Here is a 2,445-nt window from a genome sequence, read left to right as displayed (position 1 = left end):
GCACCCGCGCCTACGTCGCCAACCAGGGTTCGAACAACGTGTCGGTGGTCGACACTGCCACCAACACCGTCACCGCCACCATCCCCGTCGGCACCCGCGCCGGGAATGTTGCGGTCGCCGCCGTGCCGACGACGGCGCCAAGTTTCTGACCGGCGGCGGGTTCTTCTACGACACGGTGCCGTGGCGCCTGACGCCCCGGGACTTGGACCGCTTCTTCGCCGGCCTCGGGAAGTCCTCCAAGCACTCCACGATTCGCTCGAAGATCACCCGAATCGACGGGTTCTTCGCCTTCCTGGAACAGCGGTATGCCGTCGAGATCATGCGCCGGTTCGGCGTTCCCGTCGAGAACCCTATCGACCCGTACGGACCGCGGCATCGAGGCGACTTCGGGCTCCGCATTCCGCCCTCGGCTCAAGCCACCAAGGAGTTCTTCGGATCCTGGCGGGACACACTGCCCACCGCGCGCAAGTATCCCGTGGCGGTCCGCAACTACGTGATGTCCAAGCTCACCTACTGAGGCGCCCCGAAGTTCCCGGACAGCGGTCCCGTGCTCGACATCCTGTTGCAGAACCGGCGGGACGAGGCGGCAGACAGACGTTTCTTCCGGAAACTGAGAAGAAGACCCGCACGGTCCCCCGAGTGATCGTCACCGACAAGCTGCGTTCCTACGGGGCCGCGCACCGGCGCGAGATGCCCTCGGTGGAGCACCGCTCGCACAAGGGCCTGAACAACCGGGCGGGAGAATACCCACCAGCCCACCCGGGAGCGCGAACGGGCGATGAAGCGGCTTCCGCTCCTCAACATCGCGCAGACTCAGGGCGAAGCGGTGGTACAGCCACACGCAGAGTGGCTGATGACCTCCGGCGGAAAGCGAAACCCCGGTACGACGGCGTGCCCACGAGCAGCCCCACCCACGACCCGACCGGATGATCACGCCAACCGACAATGCCTCCACTCAACCTGTCAACGCCATCCGCTGGCTGCCCGGCGGCACGCCTCGAACATCGTTCTGCCGGGAAACGACTTCTGGCTGATCGACGGCCGACTGGCCCTGTTCCACTTCTTCACCTGTGACGGAGACTGGGCCGACCCAGGGTCCGAGGACGCCGCCGCCGTGAGCCTGTGCGCTCCGGTGCCGGTGCCCGGACGGGTGAATTTCCCACACGTAGTCGGGCGCGGTCCTAACGCACTGGTCGAACTCGCCTGTTTGTATTGACACTGTTTCAGTTATTCTGTCATGTTCTGTTGCCACTTCGAGGCGAACGGGCGAGGGACGAGGAATCTCATGGCACGACGAACTGAGTACGACGCAAGCCAGGCCGCCAAACGCCTGCGGGTACCCGCGGCCGCCTTCCGGTGGACGCGGCACGCCGGGCTGATCCCGGCGCCGGACGTGTCCTTCTGGCAGTGGTCACGGGCCGCTGTGGAGGCGCTGGACGCGGCGATCCGGGCCGCCCTCCCCGGCCAGCCGATCTCCGGCGGCGCTGCGGCGGATCCGATTGCCGAAGCCCTCGGCACCCCGAACGTGATCGGGGAGACCTCGTTCGTGGTCCGCCGGTTCATCGACCGCCTCACCGAGCTGAGCGCGAACCCGGACGGCTCGATGCTCGACCACGGGCAGGTCACGGAAGTCTCCCAGCGCGAGGACCTGGCCGAGCTGGTGGCCGCTGACGCCCGGATCGGGCCGGACCAGGCCGCAATGCGGCTCTCGGTGAGGCGCACCGAGTTTGACCACATGGTGCGCCTGGGATGGATCAAGCCCGCCGACTCGATCGAGGTCGGCTTAGGCATCTCCCGGGGCGGGACCGTCGAGGTCGCGCTCTACCGCGTCGCCGACGTCGACGCTCTGCCCACCACGCGGATCGAGGTCGACTGGGAGCAACTGCGCGTGGTCCAGAAAGGCCGGCGCTCACCGCTCGCCGCTCTGCAGCCGACTCCGGCCTGAGTGGCGGCCCGGCCCGCCACTGACTGTGACTACGGCGAGCACCACCAGGGTGACTGCGACGTCGCGGCGTCCGGGGGTGAAGAAGGCCGTCGCGAAGAAGCCGGCCCCTGCCCCGGCCGCCGTCGACCCGCGTTTCGCACACGGGTCGCTCGGTGTGCTGGATGGCGACGGATTGCTGTACTGCATTGGCGGCCTGGTGCTCGACTGCCCGGCCAGGAACTTCGCCGCGCTGGTCGAATGGACCCTGACCGAGGCGAAGCTGGGCACGCCTCGGCTGAACCGCAACGGCAAGGACGGCGACCGCGCATCTGGCCGAGGTCTACGGGGCTGAGGTGTCCAAGCAGACCATCTCCACGATCACCGACAGTGATAGTGGTATCCGGGTTCCCGGTGGTCGTGGCTCTATCACTGAGCCTTTTCAGAGCGGCCACCGATCGGGTGACAGTCGGGCGGTCGTGGACCGAGGAAGAACGGACAAGGCTCCCCGGCAGTTGAGCGAG

General features: G+C 67.4%; 3 protein-coding genes and 3 pseudogenes. All 6 read left to right on the top strand.

From position 1 onward, the window contains the following. Positions 1-149 (top strand): annotated as a pseudogene (locus AB0D12_RS41115) (hypothetical protein); the annotation flags it as partial. 53 nt (positions 150-202) lie between these two features. After that, positions 203-517, top strand: a complete 315-nt coding sequence (locus AB0D12_RS41110) for a hypothetical protein (RefSeq protein WP_362695171.1) — start codon at positions 203-205, stop codon at positions 515-517. Between the two features lie 24 nt (positions 518-541). After that, a pseudogene (locus AB0D12_RS41105) lies at positions 542-787 on the top strand (DDE-type integrase/transposase/recombinase); the annotation flags it as partial. Positions 788-971: 184 nt separating this feature from the next. Continuing rightward, positions 972-1,216, top strand: a pseudogene (locus tag AB0D12_RS41100) (DUF6879 family protein); the annotation flags it as partial. Between the two features lie 69 nt (positions 1,217-1,285). Then, positions 1,286-1,945, top strand: a complete 660-nt coding sequence (locus AB0D12_RS41095; protein ID WP_362695168.1) for a hypothetical protein — start codon at positions 1,286-1,288, stop codon at positions 1,943-1,945. A gap of 76 nt (positions 1,946-2,021) precedes the next feature. Continuing rightward, on the top strand, positions 2,022-2,276 hold the full coding sequence (locus tag AB0D12_RS41090; RefSeq protein WP_362695165.1) for a hypothetical protein: 255 nt from the start codon (positions 2,022-2,024) through the stop codon (positions 2,274-2,276). The last annotated feature ends 169 nt before the right edge of the window (positions 2,277-2,445 follow it).

It is taken from the genome of Streptomyces sp. NPDC048479 (assembly GCF_040651435.1).
Lineage (GTDB): Bacteria > Actinomycetota > Actinomycetes > Streptomycetales > Streptomycetaceae > Streptomyces.
The sequence above is the reverse complement of the archived record's forward strand: the minus strand, read 5'-3'. Positions and strand labels throughout refer to the sequence as shown.

What these genes read in the sequence shown, in the direction of transcription:
- AB0D12_RS41095 (WP_362695168.1), top strand. Translation starts at nt 1,286, where the DNA reads ATGGCACGACGAACTGAGTACGACGCAAGCCAGGCCGCCAAACGCCTG.